Raw genomic sequence first — 17984 nt, forward strand, 5'->3', positions numbered from 1 at the left:
TATGGATTTAGGATTAATTTGGCTAGTAATAATTGCTTTTGCGCTACTACTATACGTAATCTTGGATGGTTTTGCATTAGGAATGGGAATATTATTCCCCCTCTTAGATGACCACCAAAAAGATATAGCAACAAGTATCTTATTACCAACATGGGATGGTAACCAAACATGGCTTGTTTTTGCACTAGCATGTTTCTATGGAATGTTCCCAATAGCTTTTGCTTATATATTTCCTAAAATATATTTATCCGCAATTTTATTAGTAGTAATGATATTACTAAGAGGAATATGCTTTGAATTTAGATTAAAATCTTCACAAAAAGGCATAAAAAATTGGGATAAATTATTCTTTATATCATCTTTTGTAGCGACATTTCTACAGGGCTATATAGTTGGCGAATTAATTGTTGGCTTCCCTCATAATAGTTTTTATAACTTTGGCTTTTCTGCTGTCACAGGTATTACATTAATATTCGGTTATAGTTTACTTGGAGCAACACGCTTGATTTTAAAGACTGAGGGAGAATTATTCACTAAAGCTAAACAGCTTGCTAAGATCTGCTGTATTATTTTAGCTGTACTGATGCTAGTAATCGGTGCAATGACTCCTTTATATGTTAAGCTACCTTTAAATAACCTTTATAAAATGGCTATATTGATAGAATTATTTGTACTAACTATAATAAGTTTTTTAGTTCTTATCAAAGTTATCGAAGCAAAAAATCATGCTCTACCTTACTGGTTAGCAGTAGCAATATTTATACTAACCTATGTAAGTATGTTAACACTAATATTCCCATATATTATCCCTTATCAAATAACATATATAAATGCTAAAGCTAGCGATACAACATTACTATTTACTTTAATACCGGCAATTATAATGATTCCTTTACTATTGCTATATACTAGCTATGCGTATTATATTTTCAGAGGAAAAACTAAAGAAAAATTAAGTTACTAGGAGTATAAGTTTGAAGAATCAAAAGAGCATAGATATTTATCTAGCATATTCTGGTTTAATACCTTTCTTATTCTTTACAATCTGCTTACTATTTAATTATAAATACACTTTAATATTCGGTAATACTATACAAGCATTATCTACTTATGGATTAATAATAGCGAGCTTTTTAGCAGGTACTCACTGGGGAAAGCAAATTAATATTGAACCATCAATAACGAAGTCATTCTTACAAATCTCAAGTAATATCAATGTAATAGCCATCTGGTTTGCATATCTCAACCTAAATTCAAAATACTTTATTTTACTATTGATAATAGAATTTCTAGTATTACTTAAAATTGATCATTACATTTACATACTAAAAATAATCTCTAGTAGATATTTCTTGTATATTAGATTGCCTATAACTGTTGCTGTAGTTATATTATTACTAATATCTTGGAGTCTGATATGACAAAAATTGCTATAATTGGTGGAGGTCTTGCGGGGCTAACCGCTGCTAATATTCTTAAAGACCATGCACAAGTAACAGTTTTTGAGAAATCTCGAGGAGTAAGTGGGAGAATGTCGACTAGATATGCCGATCCTTACTATTTTGATCATGGTACACAATATTTTACGGCTAAATCTGAACAGTTTAAAGAGTTTCTTAAGCCAATGATTGATAATGGTATAGTCAAAAACTGGCAAGCTAATTTTGTTGAGATCAAAGATTATAAAATAATAAATCAGAAACTATGGGATAATCAATTCGAACACTACGTAGGCACACCAAAAATGAATGCTGTAGCTCAGTATTTAGCTCAAGATTTACAAGTACATTTAAACACTCGTATTGGTTCAGTTACAAGCTTAGATAACCAATGGCTTGTAAATGATGAAAATCACAATCCTCTAGGAAAATATGATTGGATAATATTTGCTATACCTTCTGATCAATTATCTGAATTATTACCACAAAATATCTCTTTCTATGATCAAATCAGTTCAATAAAAATGAATGGTTGCTTTTCATTAATGCTTGGTTATGATAAAAGTATTAATCTTGGATTTGATGCTGCCTTAGTTCATGATGATATAATTAGCTGGGTATCGCTAAATAGCTCAAAGCCAGAGCGTAATACTCCTAGCTGCTTACTTATACATTCATCAAATCAGTGGGCTGATAACCATATAAACAATAATCGTGAAGAAATCCTCGAGATAATTTTTGAAAGAGCTAAAAAAATACTAAATATTGACTTAGATAATCCTCAATATAAAGCCTTACATACTTGGCGCTATGCCAACATACAAAAACAAAACATTCCTAATTACTTTATCGATATAAATCAAAACATATCCGCATGTGGCGATTGGTGCATTAAGGGTCGTGTTGAGTCAGCGTTTACAAGTGCTTTTATGTTAGCTAATAAAATAACAAATGGGCTTTAATAAGAAACTAAACTTATAAATAATCACAGCAAAATCTGCTATTTTTCACATAGTAGTATTAATAAATAACAGAATTTTAAATGATTACCTTACTACAATGTATTTAGCGGCTTCTTCTGGTGTAATTGTTCCAGCCTTAAGCAGATTCTCAATGCTCTGTTCCATTGTCGCCATTCCCTTAGATGTTCCAGTTTGTAGTGCGGTATAAATTTGCGAAAGTTTATTTTCTTTAATCATATTTCTAATACCAGTATTTGAAATAAGAACTTCATATGCTGCAACACGCCCACCACCCTTACGTTTAAGTAAACGTTGTGATATAACAATTTGTAATGACTCTGCTAGCATATTACGCACAAGCTCCTGCTCAGCAGGTGGAAATACAGATATTACCCTATCAACAGTTTTTATAGCTGACATTGTATGTAATGTCCCTAAAACCAAATGTCCAGTTTCAGCTGCCTCTAGAGCTAATCTAATAGTTTCTAAATCACGCATCTCTCCAACAAGGATACAATCAGGATCCTCCCTTAGTGCTGATTTAAGCGCAGCATTAAAGCTTTTTGTATCTCTTTTAACCTCACGCTGGTTAACTAGTGATCTTTGACTTGTATGGACAAATTCTACTGGATCTTCAATAGTTAGAATATGCGAATCTTCCTTATGATTTATCTCATTGACTAATGCTGCTAATGTACTACTCTTACCTGAGCCTGTAGGTCCTGTTACTAAGATTAAGCCACCCTTTTTAGCTTGAACTTCTTTGAGAATTCTTGGCGCCCCAAATTGGTCTAAAGTTGGAATAGTATTCTCTAAACGACGAAATACTGCACCGTAGCCACGGTTATGGAAAAAAGCATTTACCCTAAATCTTGCATCATTATCTCTATCATCTATAGAAAAATCACATTCGTAGGTTTCTATCAGCTCATCTTTTTGATCATCTGTCATGATTTCCAAAAGCATCTGAGAAATCATCTTATCATTTAATACAGGCGAAGATTCAATGTCGATCAAATCTCCATCTATCCTATATTTAGCTTTACAGCCAGAGGATAGATGTAAATCAGAGGCTTTTTTTTGCACACAAAGAGTTAGTAATTTTCTTATCATATCAAGAATAGAACTTAAATTTAATAATTGTATTAGAACTTTATCACTATTAAAGAATAAAAAAAATAGTCAATTAAAGAATTTTTCAGATTGATTACTTAAATAGTTTCTTGAAGAAATTAGCAATCTTTGCAAATGGACAAGATGTCTCAGAAGAAGTATCTACACTACCACAACCTTTATTAGTAGTTGATTGCGTAGACTTAGATTCTTTTCTATCGCCCATAATGTCTTTAAGAACAGTTTGTAAGATACCACCATTCTTCAAGTAATCAACATCAACATCAGCATCTAAACGAGCTAATGCTTCAAATGTTGTAGTATGTGCAGTCTTAGGGTGAACTGCCTCTACAATAACTATTTGACGCGGTTTAATATTGTTTAGGTTCTTAATATTGAACATTTCAGTACCATCTAAACCAAGAGTCTTAGCATTCTGTCCATTTACATATTCAAGTGGTAACACACCCATACCAACTAAGTTAGATCTATGAATTCTTTCATAACTCTCTGCAATAACTACTTTAACCCCTAATAAGAATGTACCTTTTGCAGCCCAGTCACGTGAAGAACCAGTACCATACTCTTTACCTGCTAATATAACTAATGGAATACCCTTTTCTTTGTATTTCATAGCAGCGTCAAATACATACTGTTGAGAACCATCAAGATGATACTTAGTAAAACCACCTTCAACATTATCTAAAAGTAAGTTACGGATACGGATATTAGCAAAAGTACCTCTCATCATAACTTCATGGTTACCACGACGAGAACCATAAGAGTTAAAATCTTTCTTCTCAACTCCATGAGACTTCAGATACTGTCCAGCAGGGTACTCTTCTGGAATAGCACCAGCAGGTGAAATATGGTCTGTAGTTACAGAATCACCTAGCATTAGAAGAGTTCTAGCACCTTTGATATCTAAATCATCATTACCCTCAGCAAACTTCTCAAAGAAGTTAGGACATTGGATATAAGTAGAAGAACTATCAAACTCATAAAGCTTACCCTCTGGAGCTTTAAGTTTTTGCCAATCCTCAGTGCCATCAAGTACTGTTGCATAAGCTTTTTTGAACATGTCTGACTTAATAACATCAGCTTGTATAGTAGCAATCTCTTCTGTAGTTGGCCAAATATCAGCAAGGTAAACATCATTACCCTCTACATCTTTACCAATAGCATCTTCAACTGGATCAAAATCAACAGTTCCAGCTAATGCATAAGCAACCACATGAATTGGTGATGCAAGGTAATTCGCTTTAACATGAGGATTAATACGTCCTTCAAAGTTACGGTTACCAGAACTTACAGAAGCAACTACAAGATCAGCCTCATTAATAGCCTCTACTACAGGCTCATCAAGAGGACCAGAGTTACCAATACAAGTAGTACAACCATAACCAACTAGATTAAAACCTAAGTTCTCAAGCTCTGGTAATAAATTAGCTTTCTCAAGGTATTGAGTTACAACCTGAGATCCTGGTGCTAATGATGTTTTAACAAAAGGCTTAACTTTCAAACCTTTCTCATTTGCCTTCTTAGCTAATAAACCCGCACCTAAAAGTAGTGATGGGTTAGAAGTATTTGTACATGAGGTAATTGCAGCAATAGCAACTGAACCATGAGTAATTCTTTCATTAAGACCTTTTACTTCAGCTGATTTTTGTAATTGCTCTTCAGTTAAGCCAAAACCATGTAATCCTTGCTCATGTACCAAAGCCTCTGCAAAAGCTTTTTTCATATCATGGAATGCTACTCTATCTTGTGGACGCTTAGGACCTGCAAGGTTAGATTCAACTTCTGATAGATCTATTTCTACTATACTAGAATATTCTGGTTCTTCAGCGGGATTCTCTCTAAATAGCAATTGTTCTTTATACATTTCACGCGCGGCATCGACCAGCTCGCTACGGTTTGTATTATTGAAGAAATCTAATGTTACTTCATCTACCGGGAAGAAACCAATTGTTGCACCATATTCTGGAGCCATGTTTGCGATAGTTGCTCTATCTGGTAAAGATAAGCTTTCTAAACCTTCACCATAATATTCAACAAACTTACCAACAACACCGTGCTTTCTAAGTACTTCTGTAACCTTAAGTACAAGGTCAGTAGCTGTTACACCAGTTTTTAGCTTACCAGTTAATTTCACACCAACAACATCAGGTAAAACCATATAGTATGGTTGACCAAGCATTACAGCTTCAGCCTCAATACCACCGACACCCCAACCTACTACACCAACACCATTGATCATAGTAGTATGTGAATCTGTACCTACCAGAGTATCTGGATAAATCACATCTTCACCATTAATATTCTTAACTAAAGCGCCTTTTGCAAGGTACTCTAAATTAACCTGGTGGATAATACCCATCCCAGGTGGCACAACTATGAAATCATCAAATGCTTTTTGTGCCCACTTAAGTAAGCTGTATCTCTCACCATTTCTTTCAAATTCTTTAGCTACGTTTTGCGCTAAAGCAGTTTTTGTCCCATAGAAATCGACCTGTACTGAGTGATCAATTACCATAGCTGTATCTACAAGAGGATTAATTTTATCTGCGTCACCCCCAGCATCTTTGATCGCCTTTCTCATCGCAGCTAAATCTACTACTGCTGGCACACCTGTAAAATCCTGCATCACAACCCTAGCAGGCATATGTGGAATCTCAGGTCTTGAACTAGCTTTAGCGTCCCAATCTAAAACCTTATGCATATCATCTTCTTTTACTTTATAACCATCAATATTTCTAAGTTGGTTTTCAAGTAATACTCTGATTGAATAAGGAAGACGCGTAACATCTTTACCAAGCTCTTGAGAAAGTTTCTTTAAGCTATATAGAGAATATTTCTTTCCTTTATCCTCTATTTGCAGCTTAGTGATATTTTTAATATCAGACATGCTTTAACCTCCGTAGATACTAATTAATTTTTGCAAAACACGCATATATTTTAACCTGTTAATGGCTATTTGTATATAAAATAAAGAGTTTGAAGTAGTTTGTTCTAATTTAGTAAAGAAATATCAAGTTTGCCTTTCTTAAAAGGCGGACACCATAAATAACTAGTTTCAATAATCTTAGAAAACTTAAAAACACCATCAATGATACCATCACTGCCACCAAGTATATTACCCATTTGTAAATTAAAAGACCTAAAAGATGGTGCAAATCCAGAAAACATAAAACCTCCATTTAGTTGATCATCTGACCATGGCATCGATTTTCTTAAAATTTGTGCTTCTGGATCAAAATTTTCTTTTGCTGATCTTTTTACATGAGCAAAATCTTTTAAATTTTCAAATTGATGTGAATCATCCAAAGATCTACCTATACACTCTTCTTTTGCTGATTGACTAGCATTATTAAGCCAATCAAAGTCATGAAGCCACTGCTGTAACACCCAAAAGCTAGAACCTTCTAATTCACCTTCAGGGATTATTGCTGCTGGTACGACTTCTAGACCTTGAGGGTTCTCAATACCGTCCTCAAAACCGGATAAATCATACTTCCCACGATAGGTATAGCTTGAAATAATTTTTTCAATATCAAAATAATCTGCTAAAGCTTTTTTAATGGCTATTGCCTTATGAAATAATTCTCCCCTATCATTATCTCTTAACCAAAGCACTAAATCATAACCATCACTATCAGACATTCTTGGATTATTAAACTTAGTTCTTTTAAAGTTTTCATTCTCAGGTATTTTAAACATTTTTAGCAGATTATTACCAAAGCCTGCAACTACACTTTTACCATCAACAAATCTTTGTAAAATTTTTAAACCAAAGCTAACATCACTATTTTTCTTGATATTAAACATCATATATAGAGCCGATGATGGTAAGTTTTCAACTATTCCTAATTGATATTTAATTATTTCCACTTAACTTTTCCTTATAAAACTCTCTTTAATAGTTATAATATAAACAACTACAAAAAAACTCCATAAATAATGCTAAAAAAACAACTTTCTTTATTTATTATTGTCGGCATATTAGCTTCTATAACTAACTTTATTATCGTATGGATACTTGTTGAACTAAATATTTTTAGACCTTTAGTTGCGAACTTTTTTGCTTTTTTAATTGCATTTAATGTTAGCTATTTTGGTCATCGATTTCTGACATTTTCAACAACCACTCAGTCTCATAAAAAAGCCGCAACACAGTTTTTCATAAACGTTATGATAGGTCTTGTTCTTAATGAATCAATTTATTATCTATTACTACATATATTAAAAATACAATATCTACTAGCTTTATTCATAACTATGGGATTAGTAGCGATATATACTTTTGTTGTAAGTAAATTTTTAATCTTTAAGGCATAAAATGTTTGAAATCGACAAACAAATTGGAATTTATATCCATTTTCCTTGGTGCGTGCGTAAGTGCCCATACTGTGACTTTAACTCTCATCCAATAAAAGATGATAGCTATCTTTCACAACAATATTATCAAAAACTTATAGCCGACTTTGATACTCATCTTGATGATTTACAAGATAGAGAAGTTATAAGTATTTTCATTGGGGGCGGCACTCCTTCACTTTTTAAAGCTGAGTATCTTGATAAGGTTTTACAACATATCGCTAAAAATGCCAAAATTAGCGCTAACTGCGAGATAACTTTAGAAATGAATCCCGGGACTGTAGAGAGAGGTACAATACTAAGTTATCAAAATATTGGTATTAATAGAATATCGCTTGGGGTACAAAGCTTTCAAGATGATAAACTAAAAATCTTAGGAAGAATTCATAATTGCGAAAATGTTTATACTACTATTGATGAAATCAAAAACTCAAAAATCTCAAATTTTAATATTGATATAATGCACGGACTTCCAAATCAGAGCTTTGATGATGGTATTTTTGATATAACTCAAGCTATAGCAATGCAACCAACGCATATTTCTTGGTATCAACTTACTATTGAGCCTAATACCTTATTTGCAGCAAAACCACCAAAACTTCCTGATGAAGAAATTCTCGAGAGTATCGAAATAGCTGGTAAACAGGCTCTAGCACAGGCAGGTTTTAAACAATACGAAGTTTCTGCTTTTGCCAAAAATACCTTAAGATCTATCCATAATTCTAATTACTGGATGTTTGGTGACTATGTAGGTATCGGTGCTGGAGCACATAGTAAGATTACTAATCTTAAAACTAAACAAATCAAAAGAGTTTGGAAACATAAACACCCTAAGATATATACTCAAACTGATAAATTTATCAAAGACTCAAACATAGTTAGTCAAGATGAGGTTATATATGAGTTTATGCTTAATGCTCTAAGATTAAAAAATGGTTTCAAACTTAGTGAGTTTGAACAACAAACTTTTTTACCAAGGAGTACTATAAATCAACAGTTAAAAGTAGGTATTAATAAGGGTCTCTTAGAACTAAATGATAATCAAATCCAACCGACAGCTAAAGGTTATCTATTTTTAAATGATTGTATCAATCTCTTTAGCTAATCATCGTAACTTATCTGTGAAATTTTAGCACTAACTGCATCAACCAAAACTTCAACTTGGTAATTATTACTATCTAGGCATTCTACTTTATATGCACCATTATAATACTCTACACTTGTAATAACCTTACATCTATCTTGAGGAATAGCTGCTATAGCCTGACTCATATTAATCTCTTTAGTACTTTGTTTTGGTACAGGCACTGCAGCTGTAGCAGGATCAATATAAAGATATTGCTCTTGACCATCTTTATTAATAACTATTACCTTATATACACCATCATCATACTCAATTTTGTTGATACCACTATAACCTTGAGAGTAAATATTACTAACAACTTTAGCCAGTGGTAACGCTGTTGAATTTGGTATATCTTCAGCAAATCCATTAGATGATAGCGTAGTTATCATTAATACAAGTGTAGGAATTAACCCGAGTATCTTATTCATATATAATCTCCAAAATATAATTGTATTGTAATATTAATCAACTAAAATCCAACTGTAACTAATCTATAAGTTTTTAGTAATCCACCCTAGCTATTTACCTACAACAGTATTTATATATTCTGCTGCTTGCTCACGGAAAAACTTTACTAATTTAGTTTTATTTTCTAAATGTTTTGAAACTATAACTGTGCGCTCCTGAACCAGAGTTTCAGTAGTAATGCCTTCTATAGGTATAATATTTAAATTTAATAGATGCTCATATTTATTAACCAAACATCCAGCACCTAAACCTTTCTCAATAAGCTTAGCCTTATGGATATCATCTTCAACGATGTATCTTATATGCTTTAATGAAGGAGTTAATTGTTTGCCATCAATATTAATAGTCAGATTATAATCACTGCTGTCTCTACGAATTATAAAAGGAACATTAAATATATTGTTTGGTTCATTTTCTAGGTTATACTCAATATAAACATCTCGATTAACATAAATCCTTGAAGGTATTTTTGTTCCATCAATATTTGCAGCAATAATCCAGCGATCTTGATCTATTTTTTCCAAGTCTTTAGAAGTTATTATTGCAACATCATAATTACTTAGTTGATAAAAATAATTATTTGCTTGATATAGAAAGTAACTATCAAATGTAAAAGTATATTTGCCACTTTCATCAACCTGATGTATCTTTGGAGAAATAAAGTCAATAAAAGCTCGTGTTCCAAATATTCTAATATACTTAAGATTGTCTATACCTTTATATTTGCTACTTAAAATACTATTCTCTAAATCTGTATATAGCCTATGACAAGATGCGTAATATTTCTTGCCATCTCTAGTTATTTCTATTTTATTACTATTTGGCTGTACTAGCTTGACACCCAAATATTTCTCTAATAATTCCAACTTACTTCTGACTGTATTAATCTCGACAGAGTAAAGGTTCTTAACTGCAGTATATGAACCTAATTCAACCAAAGTTATAAAATATCTAGTTCCTTCAATTACATTTTTATCAACTACTTCTTTAATAATTTTACTCATAATATTAGATAAAAAACTTATATATTATATCTAATGATATCAGCAAACATATGTATTTGGAACTTTATAAAAATTTGGTGCACTGAGCGAGACTCGAACTCGCACATCCTATGGACACCACCCCCTCAAGATGGCGTGTCTACCAATTCCACCATCAGTGCAATAGAACTTACTTAGAAGCTGCTTTAGAAATATCTGTTGTAGTAGCTTGAGAAACTTCTTTTTGGTACTGGTCATACTGACTAGCAATTGAGCTATCAGTATTAGCCGCACTTACATTCGTCGTTGTCACACTACTTTTGCCTAAGTATCCTAGAGTAAGACAAGATACAAAAAATACTGCGGTAAAAAATACTGTCATCTTAAATAAGAATGATGCAGCTCCTTTACTCCCAAAAACAGTATTTGATGCACCTGCTCCAAAAGAAACGCCCATATTAGCGCCCTTACCTTGCTGCAGCAACACTAGTACCACAATCGCAATAGCTGCGATAATATCAATAGTTAAAATTATTCCGTACATATCTTGTTTGCTTGATTTATTATTTCGTTAAACTCAGTAGCTTTCAAAGATGCGCCACCAATTAAACCACCGTCAACATCTGGTAAGCTTAATATATCTTTAGCATTCTCAGCTTTTAGGCTACCACCATACACTATTTTTATACTTTTAGCAAGTCTTTCATCAACTTTAGCTAACAATGAACGAATAAATTGATGTGTTTCTTGAATTTGCTCTAGTGAAGCCACAACTCCTGTACCTATTGCCCAAACAGGTTCATATGCAATTACTACTTTTGCTAACTGTTCAACAGTCAAATTTTCCAAGATTAAGCTTAGCTGTGTTGCTAAAACTTCTTTGAGCTTACCACTTTGCCTATCATCTAGTGATTCGCCAATACACACTATAGGCGTTATAGTAGTATCTATCACCTTGTTAAGCTTTTTAAAAACATCTTCATCAGACTCAGCAAATAGAGATCTTCTCTCAGAATGACCAATTAGTAAGTAGTCACAACCAATATCTTCTAACATCCTAGCAGATATCTCGCCAGTATAAGCACCATCATCATAAAAAGTAATATTCTGCAGGCCAACACCTACTTTCTCTGGCAACTGTGAGATTACTTCTTTAACATAAACACTTGATGGAAAAACAGCAACAGCTACTCTTGAAGTATCATATTGCACTTGTGATATACCACTACAGAGCTCTTTTATACTTGTAGAGTTACCATTCATTTTCCAGTTACCCATTATTAATTTTTGCATATCTATACCAATTTTTGTTTTACTTTTTCAACCAAATACTCAGCCTCGTTTGTAGCGAGACTCTTGTCATCTGCTTCAACCATAACTCTTAAAACAGGTTCTGTTCCTGATGGTCTTAATAAGACTCTTCCTCTATTGCCTAAACGCTTCTCAACATCATCAACATCATCAGCAACCTTTTGTAAATCTTCACTTGTCACTTTCTTAGTCAATGGCACATTAATTAATGTTTGCTGCATTAAATCGCCCTGTAATTTAAATTCAGATACAGGCTTATTAGCTTGAGAGAAAATAGCTAAGAGTTGTATTGCTGTAAACAAACCATCTCCGGTCGTACCAAAGTTTAGGTTAATCACATGTCCAGATGATTCGCCACCGATTTTATAACCATACTTGACTAAATCTTCTAAAACATATCTATCACCAACTTTTGAACGGATAAATGGAATTTTGTTAGCCTTATAATGATTCTCATAACTCATATTTGTCATTTGTGTCCCAACAATACCACTAGTACCACCACAAATATCCGTATACTGAGCAAGAATATTTAATATTCCATCACCATCAATTTCTTGACCATTTTCATCGACAATAATTATTCTATCTGCATCACCATCTAGAGAAATACCTAAGTCAGCATTATGCTCTTTAACAGCTTTTTTGATATTTGAAATACAAGTAGCACCACATTCAACATTTATGTTTAAACCATCAGGGTTAGAAGCTATAGAAATATAATCTATTCCAAATTTATCAAGTAAAGCCTCAAAATTATGTGATGCTGCTCCATGAGCACAATCAATCACAACCTTACCTTTATAATTAACAAAATTAGCAAAACGACTATAAACACTCTCAATATACTCGCTTATAGCATCTGCTAATACCTTATAGCTACCAAACTTAAATTGTGGCTGATATATAAAATCACTATCAATCTTAGCTTCAACCTCTTCCTCTAAAGCATCATCTAGCTTAAAACCATTAGAGGAAAATAATTTAATACCGTTATCAGTAAATTTATTGTGTGACGCTGTAATTACAAACCCTGCCGCAGCTTGATACTTAACAGTCATAAAAGCCACCACAGGAGTTGGTACAACTCCTAAGTCTAGTACATCAATTCCCGCAGCATTTAAACCAGAAACTAAGGCAAATTTTAAGAATCCTCCCGAGCTACGTGTATCTTGTCCAACAATCACAAGTTTTGGATAATCCTTTTGGTTTATCAATGAACCAACTGCATTACCTAATTTTTGTGTAAACTCTGCTGTTATTGTTGAATTAGCGACTTCACCACGGATACCATCTGTTCCAAAATACTTTGGCATAATTTATCCCCTAGAATTTTATTAATGCTGAAACATTATATCCAGCAAGTACTTCTCTACCACCTAAACCATCAAGCTCCATCACAAATATAAGCCCTGCAACTTTTGCTTGTGTTTTTTCTATAAGATCTACTGTTGCTTTTGCCGTACCACCAGTTGCCAATAAATCATCAACTACCAGTACATCATCTGTAGACTTAAAAGCATCTTGATGTATTTCTAGACTATCACTACCATATTCTAAGTCATACTTAACGCTATAAGTTGCTCTTGGTAGCTTGCCAGGTTTTCTGACAGGCACAAACCCTAGACCTAACACTTCTGCAAGAGCAACACCAAAAATAAAACCTCTACTTTCTGTTCCTGCAACAACAGTTGGGGTGATACCTTTGTTTTTTAACTCTTGTGCCATTGCCTCAGCAGTTTTTCTTAAACCTTGTGGATCTGCAAGCAAAGGAGTAATATCTCGAAACATAATACCTGGTTTTGGAAAATCAGGCACAGCAGCAATCTTACTCTTAATAAAATCTAAGTTCATAAAAAAGTACCTTTAGGATAATTTACAAAAGAATAATAACTAGACTTGTAGAAGAATTCTATTTGGATCTTCAATTAGCTCTTTGATCATCTTCAAAAATCTTACAGATGTACCACCATCAATGATTCTATGGTCGTAAGATAACGCTAAATACATAATTGGACGGATTTTAATCTCGCCTTTAACTACTACAGGACGCTCAACAATATTATGCATACCTAAAATAGCACTTTGTGGCGAATTAATAATAGGCGTAGATAACATTGAACCATAAGTTCCACCATTTGTAATCGTAAATGTACCACCTTGCATATCTTCAAGGCTTAGTTTACCATCGCGACCTTTAATCGCTTTGTCTAAAACATCAGCTTCTAGTTCTGCCAGAGATTTATTATCTGTATCTCTCAAAACAGGCACTACTAATCCTCTATCAGTGCCTACAGCAATACCGATGTCAAAGTAATTATGATAAACAATCTCATCACCATCAATAGAAGCATTTACATCAGGGAATTTCTTAAGTGCTTCGGTTGCCGCTTTGATAAAGAAAGACATAAAACCAAGCTTAGTATCATGTTCTTTAACAAACATATCCTTATATTTGTTTCTAAGCTCCATGACAGCACTCATATCTACTTCGTTAAAGGTAGTTAGGATTGCATTAGTATGTTGAACTTCAACTAATCTGTTTGCTATAGTCTGGCGCAGACGTGTCATCTTGACTCTTTTTTCGTATCTAGCACCTTGGTTTACAACAGCTGTGTATTGTTGAGATTTATTTACTGAAGCAACTGCTTTTTTGACATCTTCAGAAGTTATACGTCCTTTTTTACCTGTTCCTTCAATATTAGCAGCAGAATCTAAGCCACTTGCATTAAAAGCTTTGCGTGCTGAAGGTACTAGATGTGGATCATTATTTGCCTGAGAAACTTCTACTGTAGCTTCTGGCTTTGTAGCAGAAGCAGATACTCCTGATGTAACCTTAGCAATAATCTCTGCAGATAGTACAGTCTCTCCAGCTGACTTTAGTATTTTCGTTAAAACTCCATTTGATGTTGCTGGAACCTCTAAAACAACTTTATCAGTCTCAATCTCTGCTAAGATATCACCCTCAGAAACAGCCTCACCCTCTTTCTTATGCCATTCAGAAATAGTGCCATCTGCTACAGACTCTGGGAATACAGGAGCTTTGACATCCATTTCTTGACCAGTAGCAGTTGTTTGAGAAGCATTTTCTTGATTAGTAGTTTGTTGCTTAGATTCAGATGTAGAAGCAGCTGTATCAATAATCGCTAATGACTCTTCTGAAAGTACTGTATCACCAGCCAGTTTTTTTATCCCTTTTAAAACACCACTAGCTGTTGCAGGCACTTCTAAAACAACTTTATCAGTCTCAATCTCTGCTAAGATATCACCTTCGTTTACAAAGTCACCTTCATTTTTATTCCATTGAGCTAATGTGCCATCTGCTACAGACTCTGGGAACATAGGTACTTTTAATTCAACCATCTTTTACTCCTAGTAATAATTTAATTTTATATTTCTAAAGCTCTATTAATAATTTCTTCTTGTTGTTTTACATATAAAGCATGGTATCCAACAGCAGGTGTAGATGACCTTTCTCGTGCCACACATAGCAATTCTTGATTTTTATCTACTAACCTTTCTATGAAATGCCTAATATTATACCAAGCACCTTTGTTTTCAGGCTCTTCTTGTAACCATACTACTTTATTTGCATTGTTATATTTAGCAAATATTTGCCCAAGTTGTCGTTGTGGGAAAGGATACAACTCCTCTAACCTTACAACAGCTATGTCTTCATGAGCATCTTGCTTCTTAGCCATAAGATCATAATATACCTTACCATTACATAGTATAAGTTTCTTAACTTTATTTTCTTTGGCTTTTACATCATCAATTATTGCCTCAAATTTACCTTGAGAGAGCTCTTGTAACGAAGACACTGCCATAGGATTTCTCAACAAACTCTTTGGAGTCATTACAATCAAAGGCTTCCTAAGTGGTCGTATAACTTGACGTCTTAGCAGATGATAAATTTGCGCAGGTGTTGTCGGTGTGCATACCTGCATATTATCATTAGCGCAAGAGTTTAAAAATCTTTCTAATCTAGCAGATGAGTGTTCTGCTCCAGCGCCTTCTTGGCCATGAGGTAAGAATAAAGTTAAACCTGATAAAATACCCCATTTTTCTTCTGCTGCAACAAGGAACTGATCAATTACAACTTGTGCTGTATTGACAAAATCTCCAAATTGAGCCTCCCATACTACTAGAGCATCTGGACTATAACAGCTATAACCATATTCAAAGCCTAGTACACCATATTCTGAAAGAGTCGAATCAATAACATCAAATCTCGCTTTTTCATTGATATGTTCTAATGGTATATACTCTTCTAGCTGCGATTTAGTATTCATATTTTTGATAACAGCATGGCGATGTGAAAAAGTTCCGCGGCCACTATCTTCACCAGAAATTCTCACCGGATAGCCATCACTAAGTAGTGTTGCATATGCAAGTGATTCAGCAAAGCCCCAATTTAGAGGAAGTTCTCCATTAGCCATTTTAATTCTATCAGTAACGGCTTTCTTAACTTGCATTTGCATTTCTATCTCAGCAGGAACTTCACTCATCTTTAGAGCTAATTCTCTTAGAGCTTTTTCTGATATAGGCATATAGTTATAATCTGATTCTTGCTTGCCAAGATAAGGGAGCCAATCACAGACATTTAACTTATCCTTGACAGTCTTTCTATCAAGAACATCAACTGTAACTTTACCATTATCTAGTTTGCTACGATAACTAGCATTCATACGCGCAAAGTGATCGCTATCAACTACGCCTTCTTTTATCAACTTGTCACTATATAGTTTTAATGTTGAAGGAAGTTTCTTAATAACTTCGTACATCTGTGGCTGTGTTCCTGATGGCTCATCAGTTTCATTATGCCCATTTCTACGATAACAAACTAAATCAATAACAACATCCTTGTTGAATTTCATCCGATACTCTAGAGCAATATCTGTAACTTTAAGCACAGCTTCTGGATCATCACAATTTACATGAAATATTGGTGCATCAACCATTTTAGCAACATCAGTAGAATATTTACTACTTCTATTTATACCAAAAGCACTACCGGTAGTGAAACCAACTTGGTTGTTCACAACAAGATGAATTGTTCCGCCTGTACCATATGCTTCTGTAAGTGAGAAGCCAAAGGTCTCCATTACTACACCTTGACCACAAAAAGCTGAATCACCATGTATTAATATTGGTAGAACCTTGCTGAAAACATCTCCATCTAGTTTGTCTTGAATTGCCTTAGCAGCACCTTCAACAACTGGGTCAACAGCCTCTAAATGTGATGGATTAAAAGCCAAAGCAATCTTAGCTTCTTTACCATCGATACTTCTGTAATTAGAATATCCCATATGGTACTTCACATCACCAGATAAGCTTTTTTCGCTTTGTTTACCCTCAAACTCTTCAAATAAGTCCTTAGGGTTTTTACCCATTACATTAACTAAAACATTCAGACGCCCTCTATGTGCCATACCCAACTGGATAAAACGAGTTGAATGTCTAGAAACAGATTTTTCAATTATATGCTGTAAAGATGGAATCAATGATTCACCACCTTCCAAGCCAAATCTTTTTTGACCCACATATCTTAGCGCAAGGTATTTCTCTAGTCCTTCAGCAGCGACTAATTGTTGTAAAATCCATTTTTTGCTGTCATTAGAGATAGCAGTAGTGTCTTCTATTCTATCTTGAAGCCAAAGTTTTTCCTCTTTGTTACCTATGTATCTATACTCATAGCCAATATTAGACTCATAAATTGCCTTAGCTTTGTTAATAATCTGCTGTAAAGAAATAGCTTTATTATCAGTAAAGCTTCCTAGATTAACCAATTCATTGAGATCTTTTTCAGATAACTCATGCGCTGCTAATTCCAAATCTGAATCCCTTTCAAACTTTGTCAGCCCTAATGGATCAATATTAGCTGATTTGTAGCCATAAGAACGATATGCTTTGACTAGAGCTTTAGCTTTTAGAGTAACATCGCTTTGATCACCTATAGCTACTGTTGTATTAACTGCTTTGACTTTATTTTTAGCCAAATACTTAAACTCATCAACTAAGTCGCGATGAATGGTATCTGTTGAGCTTGCTATAGAATCAAAAAAGGACAACCACTTAGGATCTATGCCTTCATGGTTGCCTGATATATAATCATCATATATTGACTCAAGATATTCTAGATTACCTCCAAAAAACTGAGTAGTACCCAGCCATTGACTAAAATCTGGTTGTTTTTTTTTCATAT

General features: G+C 33.9%; 16 protein-coding genes and 1 tRNA gene. 5 read left to right on the plus strand and 12 right to left on the minus strand.

Going from position 1 to position 17984, the window contains the following annotated elements; all coding sequences use genetic code 11:
- Position 1: 1 nt before the first annotated feature.
- From FSC454_RS08450 to FSC454_RS08460, 3 genes are read left to right on the plus strand one after another with little or no spacing between them, the layout of a single operon-like run.
- Positions 2 to 964 carry a cytochrome d ubiquinol oxidase subunit II gene (locus FSC454_RS08450; RefSeq protein ID WP_014548961.1) on the plus strand — a complete coding sequence of 321 codons (963 nt, stop codon included), beginning with the start codon at positions 2 to 4 and terminating at the stop codon, positions 962 to 964.
- A gap of 10 nt (positions 965 to 974) precedes the next feature.
- On the plus strand, positions 975 to 1421 hold the full coding sequence (locus FSC454_RS08455; protein ID WP_044247504.1) for a DUF3429 domain-containing protein: 447 nt from the start codon (positions 975 to 977) through the stop codon (positions 1419 to 1421).
- Positions 1418 to 2401, plus strand: a complete 984-nt coding sequence (locus FSC454_RS08460; RefSeq protein ID WP_071794827.1) for an NAD(P)/FAD-dependent oxidoreductase — start codon at positions 1418 to 1420, stop codon at positions 2399 to 2401. Before FSC454_RS08455 ends, FSC454_RS08460 begins: the two co-directional genes overlap by 4 nt.
- 84 nt (positions 2402 to 2485) lie before the next feature.
- On the opposite strand, the gene FSC454_RS08465 is transcribed toward FSC454_RS08460, so the two are convergent.
- The 3 genes from FSC454_RS08465 to FSC454_RS08475 form a co-directional block, all read right to left on the minus strand.
- Complete coding sequence (locus FSC454_RS08465; protein WP_066045275.1) at positions 2486 to 3514, minus strand: type IV pilus twitching motility protein PilT; 1029 nt, start codon at positions 3512 to 3514, stop codon at positions 2486 to 2488.
- A gap of 94 nt (positions 3515 to 3608) precedes the next feature.
- On the minus strand, positions 3609 to 6422 hold the full coding sequence (gene acnA, locus FSC454_RS08470; RefSeq protein ID WP_066045273.1) for an aconitate hydratase AcnA: 2814 nt from the start codon (positions 6420 to 6422) through the stop codon (positions 3609 to 3611).
- A 104-nt stretch (positions 6423 to 6526) separates the two neighbouring features.
- Positions 6527 to 7405 (minus strand): Dyp-type peroxidase, encoded by an 879-nt coding sequence (locus tag FSC454_RS08475; protein WP_066045271.1) that lies wholly within the window; start codon positions 7403 to 7405, stop codon positions 6527 to 6529.
- A 69-nt stretch (positions 7406 to 7474) separates the two neighbouring features.
- Here FSC454_RS08475 and FSC454_RS08480 point away from each other — a divergent pair, with 69 nt between their 5' ends.
- Entirely contained in the window at positions 7475 to 7852 is a 378-nt protein-coding gene (locus tag FSC454_RS08480) for a GtrA family protein (protein ID WP_066045269.1), read from the plus strand.
- 1 nt (position 7853) lies between these two features.
- On the plus strand, positions 7854 to 8996 hold the full coding sequence (gene hemW, locus FSC454_RS08485) for a radical SAM family heme chaperone HemW (RefSeq protein WP_066045267.1): 1143 nt from the start codon (positions 7854 to 7856) through the stop codon (positions 8994 to 8996).
- Here the strand turns inward: hemW and FSC454_RS08490 are convergent.
- The 9 genes from FSC454_RS08490 to FSC454_RS08530 all read right to left on the minus strand — a co-directional run bounded on the left by FSC454_RS08490 (position 8993) and on the right by FSC454_RS08530 (position 17982).
- Entirely contained in the window at positions 8993 to 9445 is a 453-nt protein-coding gene (locus FSC454_RS08490; RefSeq protein WP_066045265.1) for a PepSY domain-containing protein, read from the minus strand. The two genes, hemW and FSC454_RS08490, sit on opposite strands and share 4 nt — an antisense overlap.
- A gap of 90 nt (positions 9446 to 9535) precedes the next feature.
- Positions 9536 to 10489 (minus strand): LysR family transcriptional regulator, encoded by a 954-nt coding sequence (locus FSC454_RS08495; RefSeq protein WP_066045262.1) that lies wholly within the window; start codon positions 10487 to 10489, stop codon positions 9536 to 9538.
- A gap of 75 nt (positions 10490 to 10564) precedes the next feature.
- Positions 10565 to 10650, minus strand: a tRNA-Leu gene (locus FSC454_RS08500).
- Positions 10651 to 10658: 8 nt separating this feature from the next.
- The gene (gene secG, locus FSC454_RS08505; protein WP_066045261.1) at positions 10659 to 11012 is read right to left on the minus strand and encodes a preprotein translocase subunit SecG; all 354 of its coding nucleotides are present in this window, start codon (positions 11010 to 11012) and stop codon (positions 10659 to 10661) included.
- Positions 11000 to 11761, minus strand: a complete 762-nt coding sequence (gene tpiA / locus FSC454_RS08510; protein WP_066045259.1) for a triose-phosphate isomerase — start codon at positions 11759 to 11761, stop codon at positions 11000 to 11002. Before tpiA ends, secG begins: the two co-directional genes overlap by 13 nt.
- Positions 11762 to 11763: 2 nt before the next feature.
- Positions 11764 to 13095 (minus strand): phosphoglucosamine mutase, encoded by a 1332-nt coding sequence (gene glmM, locus FSC454_RS08515; protein ID WP_066045257.1) that lies wholly within the window; start codon positions 13093 to 13095, stop codon positions 11764 to 11766.
- Between the two features lie 10 nt (positions 13096 to 13105).
- Positions 13106 to 13633 carry an adenine phosphoribosyltransferase gene (locus FSC454_RS08520; protein ID WP_014548972.1) on the minus strand — a complete coding sequence of 176 codons (528 nt, stop codon included), beginning with the start codon at positions 13631 to 13633 and terminating at the stop codon, positions 13106 to 13108.
- 39 nt (positions 13634 to 13672) lie between these two features.
- Positions 13673 to 15142 carry a 2-oxoglutarate dehydrogenase complex dihydrolipoyllysine-residue succinyltransferase gene (odhB, locus tag FSC454_RS08525; RefSeq protein WP_066045255.1) on the minus strand — a complete coding sequence of 490 codons (1470 nt, stop codon included), beginning with the start codon at positions 15140 to 15142 and terminating at the stop codon, positions 13673 to 13675.
- 26 nt (positions 15143 to 15168) lie between these two features.
- On the minus strand, positions 15169 to 17982 hold the full coding sequence (locus tag FSC454_RS08530; protein WP_066045253.1) for a 2-oxoglutarate dehydrogenase E1 component: 2814 nt from the start codon (positions 17980 to 17982) through the stop codon (positions 15169 to 15171).
- Positions 17983 to 17984: the final 2 nt, after the last annotated feature.

It is taken from the genome of Francisella hispaniensis FSC454 (assembly GCF_001885235.1).
GTDB lineage: Bacteria > Pseudomonadota > Gammaproteobacteria > Francisellales > Francisellaceae > Francisella > Francisella hispaniensis.

Bases quoted from the DNA above. Each gene is read 5' to 3' on its own strand.
- glmM (WP_066045257.1), bottom strand. From the start codon at position 13,095: ATGCCAAAGTATTTTGGAACAGATGGTATCCGTGGTGAAGTCGCTAAT.
- FSC454_RS08530 (WP_066045253.1), bottom strand. From the start codon at position 17,982: ATGAAAAAAAAACAACCAGATTTTAGTCAATGGCTGGGTACTACTCAG.
- hemW (WP_066045267.1), top strand. From the start codon at position 7,854: ATGTTTGAAATCGACAAACAAATTGGAATTTATATCCATTTTCCTTGG.
- FSC454_RS08460 (WP_071794827.1), top strand. From the start codon at position 1,418: ATGACAAAAATTGCTATAATTGGTGGAGGTCTTGCGGGGCTAACCGCT.
- FSC454_RS08450 (WP_014548961.1), top strand. From the start codon at position 2: ATGGATTTAGGATTAATTTGGCTAGTAATAATTGCTTTTGCGCTACTA.
- FSC454_RS08520 (WP_014548972.1), bottom strand. From the start codon at position 13,633: ATGAACTTAGATTTTATTAAGAGTAAGATTGCTGCTGTGCCTGATTTT.
- FSC454_RS08480 (WP_066045269.1), top strand. From the start codon at position 7,475: ATGCTAAAAAAACAACTTTCTTTATTTATTATTGTCGGCATATTAGCT.
- acnA (WP_066045273.1), bottom strand. From the start codon at position 6,422: ATGTCTGATATTAAAAATATCACTAAGCTGCAAATAGAGGATAAAGGA.
- tpiA (WP_066045259.1), bottom strand. From the start codon at position 11,761: ATGCAAAAATTAATAATGGGTAACTGGAAAATGAATGGTAACTCTACA.
- FSC454_RS08465 (WP_066045275.1), bottom strand. From the start codon at position 3,514: ATGATAAGAAAATTACTAACTCTTTGTGTGCAAAAAAAAGCCTCTGAT.
- secG (WP_066045261.1), bottom strand. From the start codon at position 11,012: ATGTACGGAATAATTTTAACTATTGATATTATCGCAGCTATTGCGATT.
- odhB (WP_066045255.1), bottom strand. From the start codon at position 15,142: ATGGTTGAATTAAAAGTACCTATGTTCCCAGAGTCTGTAGCAGATGGC.
- FSC454_RS08490 (WP_066045265.1), bottom strand. From the start codon at position 9,445: ATGAATAAGATACTCGGGTTAATTCCTACACTTGTATTAATGATAACT.
- FSC454_RS08495 (WP_066045262.1), bottom strand. From the start codon at position 10,489: ATGAGTAAAATTATTAAAGAAGTAGTTGATAAAAATGTAATTGAAGGA.